This is a genomic window from Blastomonas sp. (genome assembly GCF_041747255.1).
Classification (GTDB): domain Bacteria; phylum Pseudomonadota; class Alphaproteobacteria; order Sphingomonadales; family Sphingomonadaceae; genus Blastomonas.
The window spans coordinates 1-2,380 of the sequence record NZ_JBGTFM010000447.1 but is presented as its reverse complement, the minus strand read 5'-3'; the positions used below and the strand labels follow the sequence as shown (position 1 = coordinate 2,380).

Below are 2,380 nucleotides of genomic sequence, written 5' to 3'. Positions count from 1 at the left end.
GGCCTCGATGCGCATTTGCGTGAGGAAACCGGCCTGCCGGTCTCGGTCGCAGAAGACCCGCTGACCTGTGTGGCCATTGGCACCGGGCGCGCCATGGAAGATCCGATCTTCCGGGGCGTGCTCATGACTGCCTGAGAGGGTTCAACGCATGGCGCCGCCCCATAACCGGCGCCCCGGGTTTTCCCGCAAGGCGCAGTTGCAGATATTCACCGGCTATCTGCTGGCGTTCACTGGCGCGTTTGCCGGGCTGTTGCTGCTTGGCCTGTCATATGCTGATCCGGCGGCTTTTTCAGCGATCCGCGCCGGTGCTGCAGAGGTGACCTCTCCGGCCTCGCGCGGCCTCACGTCGTTGCGCATCGGTGCGCAATCTGGCTGGCGCGAGGTGACCGCCTATTTCAACGCCGGATCGAAGAATGCAGCGTTGCAGCGCGAAGCCGAGCGCAACCGCACGCAACTGATCGAAGCGCGCGCGCTCAAGCAGGAGAACCGCGAATTGCGCAAGCTGCTCGGCCTGATCGATCGCGAGGGACAACCGGTTGCCACCGGACGGCTGATCAGCTCCAGCGCATCGAGCACCCGCCGCTTTGCGATGATGGATGCTGGCGCACGCCAGGGCGTGCAACGTGGCCAACCCGTGCGCGGCCAGCGCGGCCTGATCGGCCGGGTGATGGAAACCGGACCCAACAGCGCGCGTATCCTGCTCATCAGCGATCCTGAAAATGTCGTTCCGGTGCGCCGCGCGCGCGATGGCACGGTCGCTTTTGCGCAGGGGCGTAGCGATGGGCGGATGGACATTCGCCTGATCGATATCGGCATCAATCCGTTCAAGGTCGGCGATGTCATGGTCACCTCGGGCAATGGCGGCATCTATCCGCCCAATGTGCCCGTGGCGATTGTCGAACGGCTGACCAGTGACGGTGCCATCGGCAAGCTTCTCGCTAACCCTGCGGGCACCGATTTCGTGATCGTTCAGCAGATGTATCAGCCAGAACTGGACGAGACGGCTCTGGACAATCCCGCACCGGCCGGGCCGGTGCCAGCGGAGCCGACGCCGTGAACGCCCCATATCGCGCCCGGTTGAACCGCGTTGCATCGCCGTTTCGCAAGGCCGCAGTGCCGATTGCATCGGTGATCATCGGATCGCTGACTCCGCTTTTGCCGATCATCAGCAGCGCGCCAGTGCTGCCGCCCTTTGGCTTGATCATCCTCATCAGCTGGCAGATGTTGCGCCCCGGAATCTGGCCGGTGTGGGCAGGCGTGCCATTTGGCATGATCGACGATGTGTTCAGCGGGCAGCCGGTAGGCAGCGCGGTGCTGCTGTGGTCGTTGGTGCTGATCGCGCTCGACCTAATCGAACAGCGCTATATGTGGCGAAATTATTGGCAGGACTGGTTCATTGCCATGGTCATGCTTATACTGGCCCTAGCCGGAGGTCTTGCAATCAACACTTTTCTTGTCAGCGATATGCGCGTGTCCATTCTGTTTCCCCAGATGATCCTGACCGTCGCTCTCTATCCGCTGGTGCTGCGGCTGGTGGCACGGCTCGACCATCTTCGCCTGAACCGTTAGGCGCCCCAATGAAACGGCCCGGCAAGCTGATCACCCGTAACTCGCTGAACATTTCGTTCAATCGGCGCACCATGTTGATTGGCGGGGCGCAGGGCGCAATTGGCCTGCTGCTCACAGGGCGTATGGCCTATATCTCGATTGCCGAGAACGAGCGTTACAAAATGCTGTCAGAGAGCAACCGCGTCAATCTGACGTTGATCCCGCCGCGCCGTGGCTGGATCGTTGACCGGCACGGCAAGCCGCTCGCCAACAACAAAGCGGATTTTCGCGTCGATCTTATCCCGCAGCGGGTGCGCGATCTTGACGACACCCTGGTGCAACTGCGCGATCTGCTCGACCTGCCGCCCGACAAGATCGCCGACCTGCGCGATGCCATGAAGCAAGCGCAGGGGTTTCAGCCGGTGCCGGTCGCATCGAGCCTGAGCTATGAGCAGTTTGCAGCATTGAGCGTCCGCCTGCCCGATATGCCGGGCGTCGCGCCTCACCGTGGCTTTTCGCGCCAGTACCCCACTGGCGCGGCGGTCGGTCATCTGCTGGGCTATGTCGGCATCGTCAATGCCGAAGAATATGCGAAAAACCGCAACCCGTTGCTGATCACGCCGGGGTTCAAGATCGGCAAGGACGGGCTGGAACAGTATTTTGAGCCCCGTTTGCAGGGCAAGCCCGGCGCGAAAAAGGTCGAAGTTACCGCGCGCGGCAAGATTGTGCGTGAACTCGGGGTGCGTTCCGATACCCCCGGCACTCCGCTTAAGCTGACCATTGATGGCGGACTGCAGGAATATATCGGACGCCGCATGGGCCGGGAATCGGG

General features: G+C 62.2%; 3 protein-coding genes and 1 pseudogene. All 4 read left to right on the top strand.

Going from position 1 to position 2,380, the window contains the following annotated elements:
• The coding region (locus ACEW8G_RS14935) for a rod shape-determining protein (RefSeq protein ID WP_373489190.1) at nucleotides 1-135 on the top strand (135 nt) is incomplete at its 5' end.
• Between the two features lie 13 nt (nucleotides 136-148).
• Entirely contained in the window at nucleotides 149-1,057 is a 909-nt protein-coding gene (mreC, locus tag ACEW8G_RS14930) for a rod shape-determining protein MreC (protein ID WP_373489189.1), read from the top strand.
• Entirely contained in the window at nucleotides 1,054-1,569 is a 516-nt protein-coding gene (mreD, locus tag ACEW8G_RS14925; protein WP_373489188.1) for a rod shape-determining protein MreD, read from the top strand. Before mreC ends, mreD begins: the two co-directional genes overlap by 4 nt.
• 8 nt (nucleotides 1,570-1,577) lie before the next feature.
• Nucleotides 1,578-2,380 (top strand): annotated as a pseudogene (locus tag ACEW8G_RS14920) (penicillin-binding protein 2); the annotation flags it as partial.

Excerpts from the sequence above, each read along its gene's own strand:
- mreC (WP_373489189.1), top strand. The coding sequence starts at position 149 with ATGGCGCCGCCCCATAACCGGCGCCCCGGGTTTTCCCGCAAGGCGCAG.